The sequence below is a fragment of the Mesorhizobium sp. P5_C1 genome (assembly GCF_054049815.1).
This window is the reverse complement of record NZ_JBFULQ010001326.1, coordinates 1-639: the sequence shown is the minus strand read 5'-3', so window position 1 is coordinate 639 and position 639 is coordinate 1. Positions and strand designations below refer to the sequence as shown.

The following is a 639-nucleotide window of genomic DNA, read 5'->3' as shown; positions in this document are numbered from 1 at the left end:
GCATGGCATAGGTCTCGGGATCGTCGAGCGGGATCGTCGCCAGGTCGATCTCGATGCCGCGCCGGCGGATCAGCTTGACCGCCGTTTCGAGCACCGTCAGCGTCTTGAGGCCGAGGAAGTCGAACTTCACCAGCCCGGCCTGCTCGACATATTTCATGTTGAACTGGGTGACAGGCATGTCCGAGCGCGGATCGCGGTACATCGGCACCAGTTCCGACAGCGGCCGGTCGCCGATGACGATGCCGGCGGCGTGCGTCGAGGCGTGGCGGTAGAGGCCCTCCAGCTTCTGCGCCATGTCGAGCAGCGTCTGGACGATCGGCTCCCGCTCGGCCTCTTCGGCAAAGCGCGGCTCGTTGGCGATGGCGTCGGCGAGCTTGACCGGATTGGCCGGGTTCTGCGGCACCATCTTGGAAAGCTTGTCGACCTGGCCGTAGGGCATCTGCAGCACGCGCCCGACGTCGCGCAGCACGGCGCGCGCCTGCAGCGTACCGAAGGTGATGATCTGGCCGACCTGGTCGCGACCGTATTTCTGCTGGACATAGCGGATCACCTCCTCGCGGCGATCCTGGCAGAAGTCGATGTCGAAGTCGGGCATCGATACGCGGTCGGGGTTGAGGAAGCGCTCGAACAGCAGGGAGA

At 65.3% G+C, this 639-nt stretch carries 1 pseudogene; it reads right to left on the bottom strand.

Annotated features, from left to right (window positions below):
• Nucleotides 1-639, bottom strand: a pseudogene (locus ACXJ7R_RS35640) (DNA polymerase III subunit alpha); the annotation flags it as partial.